The sequence below is a fragment of the Rhizorhabdus antheiae genome, from assembly GCF_049889055.1.
Lineage (GTDB): Bacteria > Pseudomonadota > Alphaproteobacteria > Sphingomonadales > Sphingomonadaceae > Rhizorhabdus.
Genome location: NZ_JBLTWO010000001.1, coordinates 188,114 through 208,045 on the forward strand (window position 1 = coordinate 188,114; position 19,932 = coordinate 208,045).

General features: G+C 66.1%; 19 protein-coding genes and 1 pseudogene. 13 read left to right on the plus strand and 7 right to left on the minus strand.

Annotation, left to right across the window (positions count from 1 at the left end; all coding sequences use genetic code 11):
* Positions 1-23 precede the first annotated feature (23 nt).
* Positions 24-923: a hydrogen peroxide-inducible genes activator gene (locus tag ACNI3R_RS00820; RefSeq protein ID WP_426179103.1), complete on the minus strand. Its 900-nt coding sequence runs from the start codon at positions 921-923 to the stop codon at positions 24-26.
* A gap of 105 nt (positions 924-1,028) precedes the next feature.
* On the opposite strand from ACNI3R_RS00820, the gene ACNI3R_RS00825 reads away from it, so the two are divergent.
* The 4 genes from ACNI3R_RS00825 to ACNI3R_RS00840 all read left to right on the plus strand — a co-directional run bounded on the left by ACNI3R_RS00825 (position 1,029) and on the right by ACNI3R_RS00840 (position 3,434).
* Positions 1,029-1,574, plus strand: coding sequence for a peroxiredoxin (locus ACNI3R_RS00825; RefSeq protein WP_426179105.1), 546 nt, complete (start codon positions 1,029-1,031; stop codon positions 1,572-1,574).
* Positions 1,575-1,710: 136 nt separating this feature from the next.
* Positions 1,711-2,232: a carboxymuconolactone decarboxylase family protein gene (locus tag ACNI3R_RS00830; protein WP_426179106.1), complete on the plus strand. Its 522-nt coding sequence runs from the start codon at positions 1,711-1,713 to the stop codon at positions 2,230-2,232.
* Between the two features lie 165 nt (positions 2,233-2,397).
* On the plus strand, positions 2,398-3,099 hold the full coding sequence (epsC, locus tag ACNI3R_RS00835; RefSeq protein ID WP_426179108.1) for a serine O-acetyltransferase EpsC: 702 nt from the start codon (positions 2,398-2,400) through the stop codon (positions 3,097-3,099).
* Positions 3,099-3,434: a DUF2794 domain-containing protein gene (locus ACNI3R_RS00840; RefSeq protein WP_426179109.1), complete on the plus strand. Its 336-nt coding sequence runs from the start codon at positions 3,099-3,101 to the stop codon at positions 3,432-3,434. The genes epsC and ACNI3R_RS00840 overlap by 1 nt, the downstream gene beginning before the upstream one ends.
* A 5-nt stretch (positions 3,435-3,439) precedes the next feature.
* Here ACNI3R_RS00840 and ACNI3R_RS00845 read toward each other — a convergent pair.
* The 4 genes and pseudogenes from ACNI3R_RS00845 to ACNI3R_RS00860 form a co-directional block, all read right to left on the minus strand.
* A pseudogene (locus ACNI3R_RS00845) lies at positions 3,440-4,500 on the minus strand (hypothetical protein).
* A 68-nt stretch (positions 4,501-4,568) separates the two neighbouring features.
* Positions 4,569-5,267, minus strand: a complete 699-nt coding sequence (phoB, locus tag ACNI3R_RS00850) for a phosphate regulon transcriptional regulator PhoB (protein WP_165324218.1) — start codon at positions 5,265-5,267, stop codon at positions 4,569-4,571.
* Entirely contained in the window at positions 5,267-5,965 is a 699-nt protein-coding gene (phoU, locus tag ACNI3R_RS00855; RefSeq protein WP_296625264.1) for a phosphate signaling complex protein PhoU, read from the minus strand. Before phoU ends, phoB begins: the two co-directional genes overlap by 1 nt.
* A 69-nt stretch (positions 5,966-6,034) precedes the next feature.
* A complete protein-coding gene (locus ACNI3R_RS00860) occupies positions 6,035-7,234 on the minus strand; it encodes an ATP-binding protein (protein WP_426179111.1) in 1,200 nt (399 codons plus the stop codon).
* A 180-nt stretch (positions 7,235-7,414) separates the two neighbouring features.
* Between ACNI3R_RS00860 and ACNI3R_RS00865 the strand changes: the two genes are divergently transcribed.
* The 6 genes from ACNI3R_RS00865 (at position 7,415) to ACNI3R_RS00890 (ending at position 15,255) form a co-directional block, all read left to right on the plus strand.
* Positions 7,415-7,855: a hypothetical protein gene (locus ACNI3R_RS00865; RefSeq protein ID WP_426179112.1), complete on the plus strand. Its 441-nt coding sequence runs from the start codon at positions 7,415-7,417 to the stop codon at positions 7,853-7,855.
* Between the two features lie 23 nt (positions 7,856-7,878).
* Positions 7,879-8,175 carry an HPr-rel-A system PqqD family peptide chaperone gene (locus ACNI3R_RS00870; protein WP_426179113.1) on the plus strand — a complete coding sequence of 99 codons (297 nt, stop codon included), beginning with the start codon at positions 7,879-7,881 and terminating at the stop codon, positions 8,173-8,175.
* Positions 8,163-9,029, plus strand: a complete 867-nt coding sequence (locus tag ACNI3R_RS00875; RefSeq protein WP_426179115.1) for an HprK-related kinase A — start codon at positions 8,163-8,165, stop codon at positions 9,027-9,029. Before ACNI3R_RS00870 ends, ACNI3R_RS00875 begins: the two co-directional genes overlap by 13 nt.
* Complete coding sequence (locus tag ACNI3R_RS00880) at positions 9,026-10,051, plus strand: nucleotidyltransferase domain-containing protein (RefSeq protein ID WP_426179117.1); 1,026 nt, start codon at positions 9,026-9,028, stop codon at positions 10,049-10,051. Before ACNI3R_RS00875 ends, ACNI3R_RS00880 begins: the two co-directional genes overlap by 4 nt.
* 59 nt (positions 10,052-10,110) lie before the next feature.
* A complete protein-coding gene (locus ACNI3R_RS00885; RefSeq protein WP_426179118.1) occupies positions 10,111-14,532 on the plus strand; it encodes an ATP-binding protein in 4,422 nt (1,473 codons plus the stop codon).
* Between the two features lie 99 nt (positions 14,533-14,631).
* Complete coding sequence (locus tag ACNI3R_RS00890) at positions 14,632-15,255, plus strand: TetR/AcrR family transcriptional regulator (RefSeq protein ID WP_426179120.1); 624 nt, start codon at positions 14,632-14,634, stop codon at positions 15,253-15,255.
* Between the two features lie 6 nt (positions 15,256-15,261).
* Here ACNI3R_RS00890 and ACNI3R_RS00895 read toward each other — a convergent pair whose 3' ends face one another.
* Complete coding sequence (locus tag ACNI3R_RS00895) at positions 15,262-15,714, minus strand: MarR family winged helix-turn-helix transcriptional regulator (protein WP_426179122.1); 453 nt, start codon at positions 15,712-15,714, stop codon at positions 15,262-15,264.
* 77 nt (positions 15,715-15,791) lie between these two features.
* On the opposite strand from ACNI3R_RS00895, the gene hppD reads away from it, so the two are divergent.
* From hppD to fahA, 3 genes are read left to right on the plus strand one after another with little or no spacing between them, the layout of a single operon-like run.
* A complete protein-coding gene (gene hppD / locus ACNI3R_RS00900) occupies positions 15,792-16,868 on the plus strand; it encodes a 4-hydroxyphenylpyruvate dioxygenase (protein WP_426179123.1) in 1,077 nt (358 codons plus the stop codon).
* A 59-nt stretch (positions 16,869-16,927) separates the two neighbouring features.
* Positions 16,928-18,187, plus strand: a complete 1,260-nt coding sequence (gene hmgA, locus ACNI3R_RS00905; RefSeq protein ID WP_426180231.1) for a homogentisate 1,2-dioxygenase — start codon at positions 16,928-16,930, stop codon at positions 18,185-18,187.
* The gene (gene fahA / locus ACNI3R_RS00910; protein WP_426179125.1) at positions 18,184-19,458 is read left to right on the plus strand and encodes a fumarylacetoacetase; all 1,275 of its coding nucleotides are present in this window, start codon (positions 18,184-18,186) and stop codon (positions 19,456-19,458) included. Before hmgA ends, fahA begins: the two co-directional genes overlap by 4 nt.
* Before the next feature lie 30 nt (positions 19,459-19,488).
* On the opposite strand, the gene ACNI3R_RS00915 is transcribed toward fahA, so the two are convergent.
* Positions 19,489-19,923: a nuclear transport factor 2 family protein gene (locus ACNI3R_RS00915; RefSeq protein WP_426179127.1), complete on the minus strand. Its 435-nt coding sequence runs from the start codon at positions 19,921-19,923 to the stop codon at positions 19,489-19,491.
* Between the last annotated feature and the right edge of the window lie 9 nt (positions 19,924-19,932).

Below are 19,932 nucleotides of genomic sequence, written 5' to 3' on the forward strand. Positions count from 1 at the left end.
CTTCGTTGCAAGGGCAACCTGGCTCATTCCACCCCCCGCAGCGCGTCCGCCAGCAGGCGAAACTCCTTCTCGCGCGGGCTACCGCGGCGCCAGGCGAGGGCGATGCGGCGGGCGGGGTGGTCGGCCGACAGCGGCTTGGCCTGGACATGGGTGTTCTCGAGAATACCGGCATCGAGCGCCATCTTCGGCAGCAAGGTGACACCCAAGCCATTGTCGACCATCTGCACCAGCGTGTGGAGCGAGGTGCCCAGCATCGCCGCCTCGGCGCGCAGTTCGGGGCGGTTGCAGGCCGCCAGCGCATGGTCCTTGAGGCAATGACCGTCCTCCAGCAGCAGGAGGCGGCTCTCGTCGATGTCCGCAGCGGTCAGGTTGGGCGAGCGCCCGTCCATCTCACCCTCGGGATAGGCGACGAACAGGCGGTCGAGGAACAGGTCGACCGATTCCACGTCACCGCAATGATAGGGCAAAGCGAGCAGCACGCAGTCGAGATGCCCGCGGTGGAGCGAGTCACAGGCGGCGCTGGTCGTCTCCTCGCGTAAGTAGAGCTTGAGGTCGGGCCACGCCGCCCGCAATTTGGGCAGGATGCGCGGCAGCAGGAAGGGGGCGATGGTCGGGATGACGCCCATGCGCAGATCGCCCGACAGGGGCTTGCCGGCGGCGCGCGCCAGATCGCCCAGTTCCTCGGCCTCGCGCAGCACGCGCTGAGCCTTCTCGGCGATGCGCAGGCCCAGCGGAGTGAAGCGCACCACGCGGCGGGTGCGTTCGACAAGAGTGATGCCGATCAGCGATTCCAGCTCACGCAACCCCGCCGACAGCGTCGACTGGGTCACGAAACAGGCCTCGGCCGCGCGTCCGAAATGCCCGTGATCCTTGAGCGCGACGAGATATTGCAGCTGCTTCAGCGTCGGAAGATAGGTTGCCATTCATCGCCTCTCTCGATCAATTCGCGAGAAATAATCAATTTGCACGTTGACGTCCAGCCTGCCATTCAGCCGGCTCCAACCTACCCTGTGCATAGGAGAATCATTGTGGCTCTTACCGTTGGTGACAAGTTCCCCGCCTTCGTCCTTCCGGTCCAGCAGGGGGTTTCGGCTCTGCCCGGTGGCGAGACGATCGATACCGGCGACACGGGCGGCAAGTGGAAGGTCGTGTTCTTCTGGCCGAAGGACTTCACCTTCATCTGCCCGACCGAAATCATCGGCTACAATGAGCTGAAGAAGGATTTCGAGGATCGCGACGCCGTCCTGATCGGCGCGTCGACCGACACCGATTTCGTCCACTTCGCGTGGCGCAAGTCGGACGAGCGTCTGGCCGCCTGCGACTTCCCCTGGATCGCCGACAACCAGAAGAAGCTGTCGAACGCCCTGGGCATCGTCGATGCCGAGGCCGGCGTGACCTATCGTGCGACCTATATCGTCGACCCGCACAACGTCATCCAGCACGTCACCGTCAACGGCCTGAACCAGGGCCGCAACCCGGCGGAGGCGCTGCGCGTTCTCGACGCGCTGCAGACCGACGAGCTGTGCCCGTGCAACTGGAAGGCCGGCGAAGAGGTTCTGAAGCCGGCTGCCTGACCCCCTTTCCGGGCAGCCACTCCGGGTCGCGTCATCGCGACCCGGCGAAGGGGGCGCGGCGGGTCGGTTGCCGATCGCCGCGCCCCTTTTTCTTGTCCCCTCCCCCGAACCCACCCGAACAGTTGAGGAGCCTTCGATGTCACTCAAGGAATTCGCCGACGCACTGCCCGATTATGCCAAGGATATCCGGCTCAACGTCGGGTCGCTGCTCGGTGACCAGACGCTGACCGACCAGCGCAAATATGGCCTGCTGCTCGCCTGCGCGCATGGCACCGGCTACAAGCCGATCGTCGAGGCGGCCGAAGCCGAAGCCGCCGGCAAGCTGAGCCCAGAGGCTGCCAATGCCGCCCGCGCATCGGCTGCGGTCATGGCGATGAACAATGTCTATTACCGCTTCGTCCATCTGGCCTCGAACAAGGACTATGGGCAGATGCCGGCGAAACTGCGCATGAACGTCATCGGTGCACCCGGCATCGAGAAAGATGATTTCGAGCTGTTCAGCCTCGCCGTTTCCGCGATGAACGGCTGCGGCATGTGCATCGACAGCCATGAAAAGGTGCTGCGCCAGCATGGCGTCGGATCCGACGTGATCCAGACCGCCGCGCGCGTCGGCGCCGTGATCAAGGCCGCCGCGACGGTCCACGCCACCGCTGTCTGACAGTTGCGCGGGCGCCGGTCGTGATAGCCGGCCGGTGCCCGTTTCGTGTCGGTCGCAGGCTCTTATCCTGCCCGCTTTACTACGTACCGCTCAGGAACATCTTTGCACGCGGAACCTTCGCGCCTATATTGCGCTCTTCCCGGGAACGGGCCTGAAGGACCTGCGATGTTCGACTCTCTCATTTCCTATCTCGACTCGATCAAGGCCCGCGATCCCGCCCCGCGCTCGCGCTGGGAGATATTGCTCTATCCGGGCGTCTGGGCGCTCGGCCTGCACCGGGTCGCGCACTGGCTGTTCCAGGCAGAACTGTTCTTCCTCGCGCGGTTCGTGAACCATATCGCGCGCATGCTGACCGCGATCGACATCCACCCCGGCGCGCAGATCGGCCGCAACCTCTTCATCGACCATGGTTTCGTCGTGATCGGCGAGACGGCGGTGATCGGCGACGACGTCACCATGTATCAGGGCTCGACCCTGGGCGGAACCAACCCCACCAATGGCGAGGGCGGCAAGCGCCATCCGACGATCGGCGACGGCGCGATCATCAGCCTGGGCGCGGCCATTCTCGGCCCGATCATGATCGGGCCCCGCGCGCGCGTCGGCGCCAATGCCGTCGTCACCAAGGATGTCGCCGAGGGCCAGGTCGTGGTCGGCATCCCCGCACGCCCGATGCTGGTCGATGCCCGCGAATATCAGAAGGGCTTCGTACCTTATGGCACTGCGTGCAGCGAGCGCTTCGATCCGCAGACCCAGCAGCTCGAGATATTGCGCTGCGAGCTCGAAACGCTGCGCGGCCGCATCAGTCAGGTGATCGAGGAGCGCGACGCGGCGCGGGCGAAACTGGATGAGGATCGCGAACGGGCCTGATGGGCACCGTCGCCCCCTTCCCCGGCAAGCCGCTGCAGGTCGGCTTCGATCGGGTCGAATTGATGCGCATCCTCGATCTCTACGGCCGCATGGTCGCAGCCGGCCTGTGGAAGGATTATGCAATCGACCTCGGCAGGGAGGCCGCCTGCTTCGCCGCCTTCCGACGCGCGGCCGAGCGCCCCGAATATCGGATCGAGAAACGCCCTGCCCTGCGCAATCGCCAGGGCATGTGGGCGCTGATCGGCGAAGGCGGGGCCGTCCTCAAGCGCGGTCAGGAACTGGGGCCGGTGCTGGCCCCGGTCGAACGCCGCCTGATGAAGCTCGTCGACGACTGAGGCAATCAGGCAATCGCGCGCCGGTCGATCATCGGCAGGCGGTCGGCCAGCCCTTGCGGCAGCCTTTCCACCACCCAGGCCCGCGCTACCGTCCAGAAGGCCGACAGCAGCAGCAGCGCCGAACCGATCACCAGCGCGGTGATCCCGAAGCTGCCGCCATCGCCGCCGCCCTGATCGATCAGATGGCCGATCGCGTAGAGCACATAGGCCAGCGCCGAGACCATCAGCGCACGCCGGTCGATCGCCAGCGCCACGAAGCCGAGCAGGATGTAGAGCGCGATCACGACCGGCGCTCCCAATTCCGTGCGCGGGCCGAAGGCCGAAAAGATAGGATGGACCAGCATCGGTGCGGCGAGCAGGTGCAGCCAGAAGGCCACATCCGAGCGACGCGTCGTCCGCGTCCGGTCGCTCATGTCCCAGCGCATTGCGAGCGCGAAGACTGCGATGCCGGCCAGGAAGATCAGCGGGGAGAGATAATCGACCACCGGCGGGACCGCAGCCATTATGAGGCCTATCGACAAGGCCGCCAGAGTGGAGTGGCGGCACCGGCCGCGATCGTGATCGGCACCTGGAAGCGTCGCCAGTGGAACCACACGCCCCCTGCCGTTACCGCTGCAGCGGCCGATGTCAGCAGTGCCATGGCCCGGTCGTTACCGTCGGGCACTACGCCCAGCAAAGCGGAGAGCAGCATCATCGTCCCGACGCCGAGGCCGCCGGTGAAGGCGAGCAGCAGCAAGATGCTGGGCAGCGCCATGCGCCGCTGGCGGGTGAAATATTCGGCCAGGCCCCAGGCGCCGGCGGCCACCGCCAGACCCGCGAGCGGCGACGGCGCATCGGGCTGCGCGAGCAGGCGCACCGAATTGCCCAGCCAGCCGAGCGCCACGAGCATCAGGACGGCGGCGATCGACACGAAGATGTCGTTGAAGCCGGTCAGAAAGCGGAAGCTCTCCTGATCCACTGCCGGCGCCGCGCGCATCTCCGCGACATGGGTCCGGAAAGCTTCGGCGGCCTCTGGCGTCAGCGCCCCCGCAGCCACTGCGGCATCGATATCGCTCTCACTATACACGCGGCCATCTCCTGCGGCGAAGGGCCGCAGGATAGACCAGCCGTATTATCTATGCAATACAGCAGGGATCAGGAGAGGCCCTCGCTGTCGAGCGCATAGCCTGCCGACCGCACCGTACGGATCAGGTCGGGTGCGTCGGCGACGTTGATCGCCTTGCGCAACCGCCGGATGTGCACGTCCACCGTGCGCGGCTCGATGTCGCTGTCGCGGCCCCAGACCGAGTCCAGCAGCCGCTCGCGCGAAAAGACGCGGCCCGGATGCTCGAGGAAATGCTTGAGCAGCCGGAACTCGGTCGGCCCCAGGCTGATCGCCGCGCCGCCGCGCCGGACGCGGTGGCTGGCCGTGTCCATCTCGATATCGGCATAGGACAGCCGCTCGCCCGCCAGGGCAGGCCGCACGCGGCGAAGCACCGCGCCGACGCGGGCGACGAGTTCGCGCGGGCTGAACGGCTTGGTGACATAATCGTCGGCGCCGGTTTCCAGACCGCGCACGCGATCCTCTTCCTCGCCGCGCGCGGTCAGCATGATGATCGGCACATTGGCGGTGTCGCCCATCCGGCGCAGCTGGCGGCACACCTCGATGCCCGAGACACCCTCGATCATCCAGTCGAGCAGGACGAGATCCGGCGGATTCTCGCGGGCAAGGAGGATCGCCTCCTCGCCGTCTGCGGTGCGTTCGACTTCGAAATCCTCGCGCTCGAGATGCCAGCTTACCAGTTCGGCCAGCGCCGCATCGTCTTCAACCAGCAATACCCGAGCGCGTGTCATCAACCGTCTCCAAGAAGGGGATCTTCGCCCTTCGTCCGCTCCGCCATCTGCCGCCCGGTGGCGGCAAAATAGACCATCTCCGCGACGTTGGTCGCGTGGTCGCCGATCCGCTCGATATTCTTGGCGATGAACAGCAGATGCGTCGACGCCGTGATATTGTGCGGGTTTTCCATCATGTAGGTCAGCAGCGTGCGGAACAGGCTGTTGTAGAAATCGTCGACCGCGCGATCGCGCTCGGACACGGCGACCGCCGCCTCGGCGTCACGCAGCACGAAGGCGTCGAGCACGTTGCGGACCATCTCAGCCGCGACCCGACCCATCGCCGGCAACACCGACATGGCATCCATGCCGCGCGCATCCTGAAGGACCGCGACGCGCTTGGCGATATTCTTGGCATAGTCGCCCATGCGCTCGACGACGCCGGCGATCTTGAGCGCGGCCAGAACCTCGCGCAGATCGTCGGCCATCGGAGCGCGGAGAGCGATCAGGCGAACGACCCGGCGCTCAACCTCGGCTTCGAGTTCGTCGATGCGCTGGTCGCCCTCGACGATGCGCGCGGCGCTGTCGAGGTCGCGATTGACCAGCGCTTCGAGCGCGCCGGTGATCGCTGCTTCGGCACGACCGCCCATTTCCGAAATCAGCGCGCGCAGCTGGCCGAGATCCTCGTCGAACGCCTTGACCGTATGTCCGGTAACCATCGTTTCACATCCCTCCGGACCCGTTCGCCGGCGCCGCAATGGCGCGGCCTATGGGGGTATCGTGTTGCACTATGATGACAATGAACCGGGGACAATAGCGGGAAATATGACAGTCACGGTCGTTCCGACGCCGGGCTGCGAAGCAATGTCCAGCGCGGCCCGATGGCGCTCGACGATATGCTTGACGATCGCGAGGCCAAGGCCGGTTCCGCCGATCGAACGGCTGCGGCCGGAGTCGACCCGGTAGAAGCGTTCGGTCAGGCGCGGCAAATGCTCGGGCGCGATCCCCTCGCCTTCGTCGGCGACGCGCAAGCGCACCTTGCCCTGCACCATGTCGAGCGACACGCGGATCGCGCCGCCAGCTTTTCCATATTTCAGCGCATTGCCGATGAGATTGTGGAGCACCTGCCCGATCTGGACGCGGTCGGCACGCACCTCGGCGCAGGGCGCCGTCTCTATCTTGATCCGGTCGGGATCGTCGCGAAGGCCCGATCGGATGACGCCGACCACCTCGTCGATGACCGCGCCGAGACGCAACGGCGTCTGCGGGATCGAGAATCGGTCGGCCTCGATCCGCGACAGCGAGATGAGGTCGTCGACCAGCTGCTGCATCCGCTTGGCCTCGCCCATCATGATGCCCAGGAAGCGTTGGCGGATGGCCGGATCGTCGCCGGCACCGCCCTCCATCAGCGTTTCGACGAAGCCGAGAACGGTGGCGAGCGGGGTGCGCAGTTCGTGACTGGCATTGGCGACGAAGTCGACCCGCATGCGCTCGGCGATCCAGCTGTCGGTGCGGTCGCGCAGCGTGACCAGCTTGGCGCCCTCGCTGATCCGCCGCACGCTCATCGCCCAGCGCCGGTCGGCCTCGACGAGACCCGCAATCTCCACCGGCGCTTCGGTCTCGCGATCGGCGAGGATCAGCTCTGCGGCGGTCGGGTGGCGGATCGCCAGCCGGAAATCGCCCTGAACCCGCTCGCTGCCGAACAGGCGGCGGGCGGCCTCGTTCGCATGGGTAATCCGCTGACGCTCGACGATCAGAAGGGCATCGTCGACGGCGTCGATCACCTCCTGCGTCCGGTCGATGATCTGGACCGGCGGAGGTGGCAGCAAGGTCGGCGCTTCGGATGCGGGCGATGATGACACCCATGTGAGGAAGGCCGCGATCAGGCCCATGACAAGCGCGGACACCAACGGCGCCGACAACAACCATCCACCAGACGCGACGGTGACGAGCGCGAGCGCCACCCGCACGCCTCTCCGACCCGTCATATGCGCTTCCTGGCCAGCGTCCGGCAGGGCTTCATGCTTCATCCGATTCCGTCTACCTGCGGAATGTGAAATCTATCGGACATAAAAGCCAGAGGCCGACGTAACCGAAATTGACATAAACCTCCTCGCAAGCGCCCAATAATGCCGGTAAGACGAACCGACCTGCGTTGGGGGAATGTGATGCGTAGCGAAAACGAACAGCCAGAGGCCCCGTCAAACCCTGCCGCCGAGCAAGGCAGCGAGGAGAATGCGACCACCCGCCGCTCGATGCTCCGTCTCGGCGCGCTCGGCGCCGCCGCCGTCTTCACCATCCGTCCTGGTGCCGGGCTTGCACAGGCTGCGGTTTCGGGCATCACCTGTTCGATCCCGGTCCCGCAGACCAGTCAGTCGGGAAAGTGGATTCGTAGCAATGGCGACGTCGTCAACGCGAACACTTCCAACAGCTTCAGGCCGCCGTCGACGCCCCTGCGCGGCGAGGACGTCAAGAACTCGCTGGCCTATGGCACGCGCTACAGCGGCTACAACCAGAACGCGACCAACGCCTTCAACAATTATATCAAGAAGCTGACCATGGGTAAGCAAGGCTATACCTGTTACTCGTCGATCCAGAGCCGCCGCTGATCGCGAACAGGACCGCCGGGCCTTTGGCGCGCTACCGCCTCTATCGCACCGACTATCCGGACAGCTGCCGCATCGAACCGGTGGATGGCCTGACGCTGGTCTTCCACCGGCCGTCGGGCACCACCCATTTTCTCGATGCACCCGTGCCGGACATGCTGACGCTGCTTGCCGAGCAGTCCGCGACTGCGGAGGATCTGGCGGAACGGCTGTGCATCAGACTGGGGCTGGAGCTGGACGATGAAGCCCGGGAGGTCGTTTCCCGCCGCCTCATCGAGCTGACGGCAGCCGGCCTCGTGTGGACCGAACGATGTACAGCTTGATCGTCCGCGTGGGGCCGCTGGCCTTCCGGTTGGGCTCCCCATGGCCTGCTCCGATCGCTGCGGCAGCACGCCTCTATGCGGGCTATCCTTCGCCGGAAGAGCGCATCGCCACTGTCACCGCGCGGATCGATGCCCCCTCGCCGCTCCGCCGCTGGATCCGCCCGCAGGTCGTGGTCGAGGGCGACCACCGGCTGGACGGAACCGTGCCGATGGCGCTGCGCCACGGCCTGCTCGCGCTCGAAATGGCGATGAACATGCAGGTGGCTCTCGGCGAGCGACGCTATCTGCTGCTCCACGCGGCGGCCGTCGAACGCGGCGGCCGGGCGGTGATCCTTCCCGGCGAATCGGGCTCTGGCAAGTCGACGCTCGCCGCTCTGCTCGGCGAGACCGGCTGGCGCCTGCTGGCAGACGAATTCGTCATGATCGACCTCGCCAGCGGCCTGATACGCCCCTTCCCGCGCGCGATCAGCCTGAAGAATCAATCCATCACCGCGATGGAGGCGGTGGTCACCGACGCCAGCCGCTTCGGGCCGCATCTTTCGGGAACGCCCAAGGGCGAACTGCGCCACCTGCGCCCCGCCCCGGATGCCATCGCCCGCATGGACGAGCCCGCCGATCCGGCGCTGATCCTGTTTCCCACCTTCGGGCAGGCGGCGGCGGTCGAAGGGGTCAGCCGGTCCGAACTGTTCGCGCGGATGACCGAAGGGTCGACCAACTATAGCGACCTGGGCGAAGCGGGCTTCGTCCGGCTGTCGCACATTGCCCAGACCGTTCCGGCGGTCCGCTTCGCCTACCCAGACGGACCGACCGGCGTGGCGATCGTCGAGCAGTTCTGCGCCGAGGCAGGGCTGTGAAGTCGGCATTGCCCCTGGCAAGGATATTGGCCGACCCGGTCGCGGCGCTGTCGCTCGATGCCGCCGACTGGCCTGCGCTGCTGTCGATCGCCCGGCTGGAGCGGCTCGAAGGCAGCCTCGCCTACCGCCTCGCCGGCCTACCGCTGCCGGCACCGATCAGCCGCGAACTTGAAACGATCCGGTCGGCGGCCGCCGTTGCGCAGCAACAGGCGCTGTGGGAGGTCGAGATGGCCCGCCGTGCGCTGGCGCTGGTCGGCCTGTCCCCGATTCTGCTGAAGGGCAGCGCCTTCGCCTTTGCGGGCCTGCCTCCGGCGCCGGGCCGCCATGTCGGCGACCTCGACATCCTGCTGCCCAGGGACCGGCTCGACTGCGCCGAGCGGGCGTTGCTCGACGCCGGCTATGCCTGGGTCAAGGACGATCCCTATACCCAGGCCTATTATCGCAACTGGATGCACGAGCTGCCGCCGCTGGCGCATGGCGAGCGGGGATCGATGATCGACGTGCACCACAGCATCTTGCCGCTGACGGCGCGCCGGACGCCCGATGCGGCGGCGCTGGTCCGCGATAGTATGGAGATTGCAGACGGCCTGCGCATTCTGGCGCCGGCCGACATGATCGTCCACGCGGCCGCGCATCTGTTCGCCGATGGCGACCTCAGCGGTGGGCTGCGCAATCTGTGGGACATCGATCGCCTGCTGCGGCTGTTCGGCGCCGACCGGGACTTCTGGCCACTGCTGGGCGAGCGCGCCACCCTGCACCAGATGCGCGAGCCGGTGGCGCTGGCGCTGCGCCTCGCGAACCGGCTGTTCGCAACCCCGGTAGAGCCCCGACTGGCGGGGCATGACCGGATGCGGGACACAGCGTTCATGCGATGCCTTCTGGCACGGGATGGTTGGGGCCGCCCTACCCGGCCCTTCACGCGCCTCGGCTTCTATGTCAGGTCTCACTGGATGCGGATGCCACCGCTGCTGTTGGCGCGGCATTTATGGACAAAGGTTAGAATGAGGCGGGAAGCAATATAGAAAGCGGGCCGGGACTTCACTGATTTCAACAGTTTGACGATAGTTCCGGGGGAATGTGGATGGCGGGCGGCGGCAAGAGCGGAACCAGGGCACCAGATTTCGATGTTCTTGCCGGTGGCGGTGAACTGGGCGCGTTGATGCGTGCGTTCGACTGGACCACGAGCCCGCTGGGTCCGCCCGAGAATTGGCCGCAGAGTCTCAAGACCACGGTCCGTATCATGCTGACTTCGCGACAGCCCATCTGGGTCGGCTGGGGCCCCGAACTCACCTATCTCTATAACGACGCCTACCGCTCGATCATCGGCGCCCGCCATCCCTGGGCGCTCGGCAAGCCCACCGCCGATGTCTGGGACGAGATCCGTGCCGATATCGAGCCGATGCTGGCTCAGGCGATGCAGGGCGACGAAGGCATCTATGTCGAGGAACAACTCCTGATCATGGAGCGCAACGGCTATCCGGAGGAGACCTACTACACCTTCTCCTACAGCCCCATTCCGGACGATCAGGGGCGGCCCGGCGGGATCATCTGCGCGAACAGCGACGACACGGCAAAGGTCATCGGCAAGCGCCAGCTCGCGCTGCTGACCGACCTCGCGAACAGAGCGATGGCGGCGGAAAATGGACGCGAGGCTTGCGAAGCCAGTGTCGCCGCACTGGCGGCCGAACCGCGCGACATCCCCTTCGCGCTGCTCTTTCTGGAAGGAAAGGAGCCCGGGACGTTCGACCAGATGGCGTCGCACGGCGTCGCGCCAGGCTCGCCCCTTGCTCCGACGATCTTGCGCGACGGCGACTTCTATGCCGGCCAGCCTCTGCCCGCTTCGCAGCTGTCGGAGCCGGTCGAGATCGAAGGCGTCGCCGGGCTCGCAGGCGACGAGGCGATCGCCGTGTGGGGACGCCTCCCTGACCGTGCGCTGATCATCCCTCTGCCGACGTCGGAACGCCGGGGGTTTCTCGTCGCCGGGATAAGCCCCGTGCGTCAGCTCGACGCCGGTTATCGCGATTTTCTTGGACTGGTCGCCGGCCAGATCGGCACCGCCATCGCCCAAGCCGACGCCTATCAGGCGGAGCGGCAGCGAGCGGAAGCGCTGGCCGAGATCGATCGCGCCAAGACGATCTTCTTCTCCAATGTCAGCCATGAATTCCGCACGCCGCTCACCCTGATGCTGGGGCCGGTCGAGGAACTGCTGAAATCGACCGATGGGGCCGCGCGCGACTTGGCCGCGATGGCGCATCGCAACGGTCTGCGCCTGCTCCGGCTGGTCAATATGCTGCTCGACTTTGCCCGGATCGAAGCGGGGCGCGCCGAAGGTCGTTTCGAGCCGACCGACCTCGCCGGCGTTACCGCCGAACTGGCCAGCAATTTCCGCTCGGCCTCCGAACAGGCGGGTCTGACGCTCGACCTGCGCACCGCTCCGCTGCCGCAGAGCGTCTATGTCGACCTGTCGATGTGGGAGAAGATCATCTTCAACCTGCTGTCCAACGCGTTCAAATATACGCTGGCCGGCGGCATATCGGTCGAGGTCCGCAGTGAAGGCGACGCGGCGGTGGTCGTCGTCGAGGACAGCGGCGTCGGAATAGCAGCCGACGAGATTCCGCGTCTGTTCGACCGCTTTCACCGCATCGAAGGCCAGCCGGGGCGGACGCAGGAAGGGACCGGGATCGGGTTGGCCCTGGTCAAGGAACTGGTCGCCCTGCACGAGGGCACGATTGCCGTCGAAAGCGAACTCGGCCGCGGAACGCGCTTCACCGTGCGACTGCCCACCGGCTCGGCCCATCTGCCGCGCGAGCAGGTGGCGGACGCGCCGACCGCCCGGCCGGCTTCGACCATGGCAGAAGCCTTTGCCGCAGAAGGCCTGCGCTGGTCATCGGCGCCGGCTTCGTTCGCCGATCCGGCATCGCCCTCCGCAGTGGGGATCGACGCGCTGGCCCATATCCTGGTCGCCGACGACAATGCCGACATGCGCGACCATATCGCCAATCTGCTGCGACCGATCGGCTATGAGGTCGAGACCGTCACCGATGGGGAGGCAGCACTTGCGGCGATGCGCGCGCGCAAGCCCGACCTCGTCATAAGCGACGTGATGATGCCGCGCCTCGACGGTTTCGGCCTGCTGCGCGAGATACGGGCGGACTCCGAGCTTCGGGCCACGCCCCTATTGTTGCTGTCGGCGCGGGCGGGCGAGGAAGCCACGGCCGACGGGATCGAGGCCGGCGCGGACGATTATCTGACCAAGCCCTTTGCCGCGCGAGAGCTGATCGCGCGCGTCAACGCCAATCTGTCGATCGCCCGCGCGCGGCTGGCGGTGGCGGAGCAGGTCCGCGCGAGCGAGTTGCGGCTACGTCGGCTGTTCGAGAATGCGCCGGGGTTCATCGCCATCCTGAATGGCCCGGACCTGACCTTCGAGTTCGTCAACAAGACCTATGTCCGGATGTTCGGCGATCGCAACTATCTCGGCCGCCCCTTCGAGGAGGTGTTCACCGAACTCGGCGCCAGCACGATCATTCGCAACGTATTCCTGAGCGGTGAGCGCTATCGCGCCATCGCGGTTCCGGCGCGGCTCGAGGGCGACATCAGCTATGCGCTCGACTTCGTCGTCGAGCCGATCCGGGATGCGGACGGGATCGTGACGGGGGTCTTCCTTGAGGGTCATGATGTCAGCGAACGCAACCGGGCAGAGGCGGCACTGCTCGAGGAGAGCCGGACGCTCGACACGCTCAACCGCAGCGGCATCGCGATCGCGGCAGAACTCGATCTTCCGCGGCTCGTGCAGATGGTGACCGACGCCGGCGTGGACGTATCCGGAGCGCAGTTCGGCGCCTTCTTCCACATTGTGAAGGACGGCGGGTCCGACAGCTACATGCTCTACAGCCTCTCGGGGGTCGACCGCTCGGCGTTCGATCATTTTCCGATGCCGCGCGAGACCGGGGTGTTCGGGCCGACCTTCCGCGGCGAACGGGTGATCCGGTCGGGCGACATCACCCAGGACCCCCGCTACGGCAAAAATGCGCCGCATCGCGGCATGCCCGAGGGACATCTGCCGGTACGATCCTATCTTGCGGCGCCGGTGCGCTCGCGCTCCGGGGAGATATTGGGAGCACTCTTCTTCGGTCACAGCGAGCCGGACCGATTCAACGAGCGGCATGAACGGCTGATCGTGGGAATCGCGGCGCAGGCCGCGATCGCGATGGACAATGCGCGCCTGTTCGACGCCGGCCAGCGCGAGATCGCCGAGCGCAAGCGGGCCGAGGAAGAGCTGCGCGAGCTCAACGAGACGCTCGAGCGGCGCATCGCCGAGGCGCTGGCCGAGCGCGAGGTGGCCGAGGAAGCGTTGCGCCAGTCGCAGAAGATGGAGGCGGTCGGCCAGTTGACCGGCGGGGTCGCGCACGACTTCAACAATCTTCTGACGATCATCACCGGCAATCTCGACATCATGCTGCGCGCCATGGATCGCGGCGACGAGGCACGCATCCGGCGGGCGATAGAGAGCGCGCAGAAGGGCGCTGACCGCGCTGCATCGCTGACGCAACGCCTGCTCGCCTTCTCACGCCGCCAGCCGCTGGCGCCCAAGCCGATCGACGTCGACCGGCTGGTGTCCGGCATGTCGGAATTGCTGACCCGCGCGCTGGGCGAGACCATCTCGCTGGACGTGGTGACGACGCCCGGCCTGTGGCGGGTCGAGGCCGACCCCAATCAGCTGGAAAACTGCCTCATCAATCTGGCAGTCAATGCGCGTGACGCCATGCCGGGCGGCGGCGCCTTGACCATCGAGACCGCCAACACCCGCCTCGATGAAGATTATAGCGCCGCCCATGCGGAGGTCGCGCCGGGCCAATATGTGGTGATTGCCGTCTCCGACACCGGCGTGGGCATGTCGCGGGAGGTTATAAGCCGCGTGTTCGAGCCCTTCTTCACGACGAAGGAAGTGGGACGCGGCACCGGCCTGGGCCTGTCGATGGTCTATGGCTTCGTCAAACAGTCCGGCGGCCATGTGAAGATCTACTCGGAGGAGGGATCGGGCACGACGATCAAGATCTATCTGCCCCGGCTCGTCCACGACATCGATCCGGCCGAAAGCGAGGGCGAAACGCTGCATGGCGGCCGAGGCCGGGACGAGGTCATCCTGGTGGCGGAGGATGACGACGATGTCCGCGCCTATACGGCCGAGATCCTGCGCGAGCTCGGCTATCGCGTGATCGAGGCGCCCGACGGCGCGGCCGCTCTGCGCCTGATCGAACAGCCCGACCAGCCGATCGACATGCTGTTTACCGACGTGGTCATGCCGAACATGTCAGGGCAGGAACTGGCGCGCCGCGCGCAGGCGATAAGGCCGAGCCTCAAGGTCCTCTACACGAGCGGCTATACCCGCAACGCGATCGTCCATAATGGCCGCCTCGATGCGGGGGTGGAGATGATCGCCAAGCCCTTCACCTATCAGGCGCTGTCCGCGCGCGTCCGGGAGATATTGGACGCGGCCGATTGAGGGTGGACGGGCCGAAAACAGCGATATTGAAACGGAGGTACCGAGCTGTTACATGACAGACTGACGACATGATCGGCCACGAACGAGACGGGATTGCCTGTGCCTGTGCCCAAGAAAGCCGTCTGCTGCGATGCTGACGGATCGCCGACCAAGAAGACCGCTGCCGCCCGCGTATTCGAGGCGGCGCGCGACCTGTTCTATCATCGCGGCATCCGCGCGGTTGGGGTCGACGAGATCGTATGCAAGGCGGGGGTGACCAAGCCCAGCCTCTATCGCGCCTTCGCGTCCAAGGACGACCTGATCGCCGCCTGTCTTGAGGAGAGCGGTCGCGAGGGTCGCGTAGCGCTGTGCGAGGTGATCGAGACAGCGGGCAGCGATGCCGGCGACCAGCTTCGCGCGGTCGTGCGCTATTTCGCGGCCAAGGTCGCCTCCCCCGATTTTCGCGGTTGCCCGATGAGCAACACCGCCGTCGAAATTCCCGAGCCCGGTCATCCGGGACGCGCGGTGCTCGAGAGCTGCAAGGCCGATATGCGCGCGACGATCGTCGAGATCACCCGCCGCTTCGACACCGACCGGCCGGACGAGCTGGCCGACGGGCTGCTGCTGATCATCGAAGGCGGTATGGCCGCGCACCATATCTTCGGCAGCCAGGGCCCCTGCGCCGCTATGGTCTCGGCGAGCGACGCCCTGATCGACTCCTACGGGCAGCGCGCGCGGGTCTGATCCGGCTCAGCTGCCGCCGAGCTCAAGCGCCCGAGCCTCGATCGCGCGCAGCATCCGCATGAAATCCTCCAGCTCGCGCGCGTCGAAGCTGGAAAATATCTGCTCCTCGAACTGCAGCGCCTTCGGCGCCACCTGCGCGTAGAGCGACCGGCCGGCATCGGTCAGCGCCAGCAGCCGCGACCGCCGGTCCGCCCGGTTCGGTGCCCGCGTCACAAGCCCGCGATTGACCAGCGCGATCGTCGCGCGGCTGACGGTCACCTTGTCCATGCGCGTCGCGATGCAGATGCCCTGCTGGGTAACCCCGTCACGCTCCGCGACCACCGCAATCACCCGCCATTCCGGAATCGAGAGATCGAACAGCGCCTCATAGGCCTTCGCGATCACGTCGCTGACGACGTTGGTCGTCACCGAAAGGCGATAGGGAAAAAACTGATCGAGCAGGAGGCGGTTGCTGGCCATGCGCGTTAGTAACATTTGACACGACTCGGTTCAAATCCCTATTAGTTTCTTTTGTTACCATCTTCCGAGGAAGCGCCATGACCGATCCGTCCCTGGAACCGCACGCCAACCCGCTCGGCCTCGACGGCTTCGAGTTCGTCGAGTTCACCGGTCCCGATCCGCTGGCGCTGGCCGGGCTGTTCGAGGCGATGGGCTTCACCCATCTCGGCAACCACCGTTCGAAAAATGTCCGCCGCTACCAGCAGGGCGACGTGAACTTCATCCTGAACATGGACGCGAGCGGCCAGGCCGCCGAGTTCCGCGAGGCGCACGGCCCGTCCGCCAATGCGATGGCCTTTCGCGTCCATGACGCGACCAAAGCGTTCGACAAGGCGGTCAAGCGCGGCGCGACGCCGGTGCAGGGCCCGGTCGGGCCGATGGAACTGAACATCCCGGCGATCGAGGGGATCGGCGGGTCCAACCTCTATCTGGTCGACCGCTATGGCGCGCAGGAAATCTACGACGTCGACTTCCGCCCTGTCGAAGGCATGGCGCGCGACCAGCGCTCGGTCGGGCTGCACACGCTCGACCACCTGACCCACAATGTGATGCGCGGGCGGATGAACCACTGGGCGGGCTTCTATGAGACCGTCTTCAACTTCCGCGAGATCCGCTATTTCGACATCGAGGGCAAGGCGACCGCGCTGCTGAGCCGCGCGATGACCGCGCCCGACAACAAGATCCGCATTCCCCTGAACGAAAGCCAGGACGACAAGAGCCAGATCGAGGAATTTCTGCGCGAATATAATGGCGAGGGCATCCAGCATCTGGCGCTCGCAACCGACGACATCTTCGCGACGGTCGACCGGCTGCGCGCCAACGGCATCCGTTTCCAGTCGACCCCCGACACCTATTATGAAGGGATCGACCAGCGGCTCCCCGGGCATGGCCACGACATCGACGAGATGCGCAAGCGCGGCATCCTGATCGACGGCGCGCCCGAGACCGGCGGCGGCATCCTGCTCCAGATCTTCACCGAAAACATGGTCGGCCCGATCTTCTTCGAGATCATCCAGCGCAAGGGCAATGAAGGCTTTGGCGAGGGCAATTTCAAGGCGCTGTTCGAGTCGATCGAGCGCGACCAGATCCGCCGGGGCGTGCTCAAGGTCGACTGAGCCCTGTCCACGCCTTTCCATCGTCCGATCGATCGGGGACTGCGATGAACGATCACTATATGACCGGCTTCGGCAACCATTTCGCGACCGAAGCCGTCGCGGGGGCCCTGCCGGTCGGCCGCAACGCGCCGCAGCGCCCCGCCTTCGGCCTCTATGCCGAGCAATTGTCGGGCAGCGCCTTCACCGCGCCCCGGTCGGAGAACCGGCGCAGCTGGCTCTACCGGATGCGGCCTGCGGCCAATCATCCGCCCTTCCGCACTTATGAGGGCGGGACCCGCCTGTGCGCCGCGCCTTATGCCGAGGCACCGGCCAATCCCAACCGGCTGCGCTGGGACCCGCTGCCCCCGCCAACCGAGGCGACCGACTTCGTCGACGGCCTCGTCACCCTGGCGGGCAATGCGGGGATCGGCATCCACCTCTACGCCGCCAACCGTTCGATGGTCGACCGCGCCTTCTTCGATGCCGATGGCGAATTGCTGATCGTGCCGCAGCGGGGCACGCTGCACATCGTCACCGAGATGGGCTCCCTCGACGTCGAGCCCCAACAGATCGCCCTGATCCCGCGCGGGGTGCGCTTTCGCGTCGAACTGCCGGATGGCGAGGCGCGCGGCTATATCTGCGAGAATCACGGCGCGCCCTTCCGCCTGCCCGACCTGGGGCCGATCGGCGCCAACGGCCTCGCCAATGTGCGCGACTTCGAAACGCCCGTCGCCTGGTTCGAGGATATCGACGCGCCCTGCGAGCTTATCCAGAAATATGAGGGCCGGCTGTGGTCTTCCACGCTCGACCACAGTCCGTTCGACGTCGTCGCCTGGCACGGCAATCTGGCGCCCTGTCGCTATGATCTGCGCCGCTTCAACACGATCGGCACGGTCAGCTTCGACCATCCCGATCCGTCGATCTTCACCGTGCTGACCTCGCCCAGCGACACGCCCGGCACCGCCAATTGCGACTTCGTCATCTTCCCGCCACGCTGGATGGTGGCGGAAGACACATTCCGCCCCCCCTGGTTCCACCGCAATGTGATGAGCGAATATATGGGGCTGATCGCAGGTGCCTATGACGCCAAGGCGGAGGGATTTTCGCCCGGCGGCGGATCGCTCCATAACCGCATGTCGGGCCACGGCCCCGACCGGGCGAGCCATGAGGCAGCGACGAATGCCCGCCTCGCCCCCCACAAGATCGAGGACACGATGGCCTTCATGTTCGAAAGCCGCTCGGTGATCCGCCCCACCCGCTTTGCCCTGGAGACCCCGTTGATGCAGCTGGACTATGACGATTGCTGGTCGGGCTTCGCCAAGGCGGAGCTGCCGCGATGAGCATCGACGCGACCCATGATCCCGCGCTGACCAGCTGGGTACCCGGCGCCAACGGGCATCCCGACTTCCCGGTCCAGAACCTGCCCTATGGCATTTTCTCGATCGGCGACGGCGAACGCCGCCCGGCCGTGGCGATCGGCGACAGCCTGCTCGACCTCCAGGCGATTTCCCCTTTGCTGCCGGTCGAGCTGCACGGACCGACGCTGAACGCACTGTTCGCGATGGCGCCCGAACGCCGCCAGGCGCTGCGGGCGAAGATCTCCGAACTGCTGTCTGTCGAAAACCACCGGGCCGCGCTCGCGCCGCACATCCACGCACAGGCCGACGTCACGCTGCACCTGCCCGCGACCATCGGCGATTACACCGATTTCTATGTCGGCATCCACCACGCGATGAACATCGGCAAGCAGTTCCGGCCCGACAACCCGCTGCTGCCCAACTACAAGCATGTGCCGATCGGCTATCATGGCCGCGCCTCGTCGGTGCGCCCCTCGGGCGTGCCCGTGGTCAGGCCGAAGGGGCAGCGCAAGCCGCCCGAAGCCGAGGCACCGGTCTTCGGCCCGTCCGCGCGGCTCGACTATGAACTCGAGTTGGGCGTGTGGATCGGCAGGGGCAACGACCTCGGCGATGCCATCCGGATCGCCGAAGCGCCCGGCCATATCGCCGGCTTCTGCCTGCTCAACGACTGGTCGGCACGCGACTTCCAGGCATGGGAATATCAGCCGCTCGGGCCCTTCCTCGCCAAGAATTTCCACACCAGCATCTCGCCCTGGGTGGTGACGCCCGAGGCGCTCGCCCCCTTCCGCACCGCACAGCCGCCCCGGCCCGAGGGCGACCCCCGCCCCCTGCCTTATCTATGGGACGAGGCCGATCAGGCGAGCGGTGCGCTGGGGGTCGAACTCCATGCCTTTCTGACGACGGCACAAATGCGCGAGCAGGGTCTCGCTCCGCATCGGCTGAGCCGGGGCCCGGCGTCGAATATGTATTGGACGGTCGCGCAGATCGTAACGCACCACGCCTCCAATGGCTGCGACCTTCGCCCTGGCGATCTGCTGGGCACCGGCACCATCTCCGCTCCGAGCGAAGACGGTTTCGGCAGCCTGATGGAGATTTCGCGCGGCGGGACACAGCCGATCCAGCTGGAGAGCGGCGAGGATCGCAGCTTCCTGCAGGACGGCGACGAGATCATTCTGCGCGCAACGGCTTCTGCGCCGGGCTTCGCGTCGATCGGCTTCGGGGAATGCCGCGCGACGATCCTGCCCGCCCGCTAAGGTAGGGCGGGTGACGCCGCCCGCCCAGCCTTACTCCATGTAGAAGATGCGATATTCGCGACGGGTGAACAGCCAGCGTCCGTCGATCTTAGCCAGCACATCGTCATAGCGACCGCGCACGCGCTTCAGATCGCCCGTCCCCGGCTCCTCGAAGATCTCCGAGGTGTAGCAGACCGCCTTTGCGCTATCGCCGTCCACCTCGATGCTGCCGGGCGTCGCGATATAGACCATCGGCTTGGTGCAGCCGTCGAGCCCATAAGCCTTCATCGATTCGACCCAGGCCGAGACGATCGTCTCCTTGCCCGAGAAGCCGCCGAGATCGGGGAATTCGGGCAGAGCCCAATAGGCGTCGTCGGCCCAGGCCGTCGCCCACAGCTCGGCATCCTTGGTCATCACCGCATGGGCATAGCTTTCCATCAGCTCGCGGATCAGGATCCGGTCTTCGAGCGGGCCGCTATAGGGCATGATCTGTCT

Excerpts from the sequence above, each read along its gene's own strand:
- ACNI3R_RS00820 (WP_426179103.1), bottom strand. The coding sequence starts at position 923 with ATGGCAACCTATCTTCCGACGCTGAAGCAGCTGCAATATCTCGTCGCG.
- ACNI3R_RS00830 (WP_426179106.1), top strand. The coding sequence starts at position 1,711 with ATGTCACTCAAGGAATTCGCCGACGCACTGCCCGATTATGCCAAGGAT.
- epsC (WP_426179108.1), top strand. The coding sequence starts at position 2,398 with ATGTTCGACTCTCTCATTTCCTATCTCGACTCGATCAAGGCCCGCGAT.
- ACNI3R_RS00840 (WP_426179109.1), top strand. The coding sequence starts at position 3,099 with ATGGGCACCGTCGCCCCCTTCCCCGGCAAGCCGCTGCAGGTCGGCTTC.
- phoB (WP_165324218.1), bottom strand. The coding sequence starts at position 5,267 with ATGACACGCGCTCGGGTATTGCTGGTTGAAGACGATGCGGCGCTGGCC.
- phoU (WP_296625264.1), bottom strand. The coding sequence starts at position 5,965 with ATGGTTACCGGACATACGGTCAAGGCGTTCGACGAGGATCTCGGCCAG.
- ACNI3R_RS00860 (WP_426179111.1), bottom strand. The coding sequence starts at position 7,234 with ATGACGGGTCGGAGAGGCGTGCGGGTGGCGCTCGCGCTCGTCACCGTC.
- ACNI3R_RS00865 (WP_426179112.1), top strand. The coding sequence starts at position 7,415 with ATGCGTAGCGAAAACGAACAGCCAGAGGCCCCGTCAAACCCTGCCGCC.
- ACNI3R_RS00875 (WP_426179115.1), top strand. The coding sequence starts at position 8,163 with ATGTACAGCTTGATCGTCCGCGTGGGGCCGCTGGCCTTCCGGTTGGGC.
- ACNI3R_RS00885 (WP_426179118.1), top strand. The coding sequence starts at position 10,111 with ATGGCGGGCGGCGGCAAGAGCGGAACCAGGGCACCAGATTTCGATGTT.
- ACNI3R_RS00895 (WP_426179122.1), bottom strand. The coding sequence starts at position 15,714 with ATGGCCAGCAACCGCCTCCTGCTCGATCAGTTTTTTCCCTATCGCCTT.
- hppD (WP_426179123.1), top strand. The coding sequence starts at position 15,792 with ATGACCGATCCGTCCCTGGAACCGCACGCCAACCCGCTCGGCCTCGAC.
- hmgA (WP_426180231.1), top strand. The coding sequence starts at position 16,928 with ATGACCGGCTTCGGCAACCATTTCGCGACCGAAGCCGTCGCGGGGGCC.
- fahA (WP_426179125.1), top strand. The coding sequence starts at position 18,184 with ATGAGCATCGACGCGACCCATGATCCCGCGCTGACCAGCTGGGTACCC.
- ACNI3R_RS00915 (WP_426179127.1), bottom strand. The coding sequence starts at position 19,923 with ATGCCCTATAGCGGCCCGCTCGAAGACCGGATCCTGATCCGCGAGCTG.